This window comes from Paenibacillus polysaccharolyticus (assembly GCF_023714295.1).
Lineage (GTDB): Bacteria > Bacillota > Bacilli > Paenibacillales > Paenibacillaceae > Paenibacillus > Paenibacillus polysaccharolyticus_A.
Map to the genome: position 1 here is coordinate 1 of NZ_JAMAUN010000045.1, position 423 is coordinate 423.

At 50.1% G+C, this 423-nt stretch carries 1 protein-coding gene; it reads left to right on the plus strand.

Annotated elements, in window-relative coordinates:
- A partial coding sequence (locus M3629_RS28100) for an RES family NAD+ phosphorylase (protein WP_251512189.1) occupies window positions 1-316 on the plus strand: 316 nt, incomplete at its 5' end.
- Window positions 317-423: the final 107 nt, after the last annotated feature.

The following is a 423-nucleotide window of genomic DNA, read 5'->3' on the forward strand; positions in this document are numbered from 1 at the left end:
CCTGCATGCGGCACAGATAATGGACTCTTTCACGCTACTGAGTATCGATGTGCCTGATGAACTGATCCAAAGCGCAAACATGGATGAATTACCGGACAACTGGGCTGATGAGGATGCGCCTCAGGAACTGGCTGATTACGGAGATGCCTGGTCATTTACCAGGAGCTCGGTTGCACTGCGTGTTCCCTCAGCCTTATCGCCGGTAGAGTTCAATTATCTGTTAAATCCTGAGCACCCTGAGTTTTACGGGATCGTGCAGAAGGCTCAACAGATACCGTTCCGGTTTGATAGTCGTCTTAAACCTGACAGGAAGTGAAGCAAAGGAGGAGAGGGCGTTGTCATGATGCCTGGCGCTCCTGTCCGGTGTCACGGCTTTGTTGAATAAATCGAACTTTTGCTGAGTTGAAGGATCAGATCACGCAT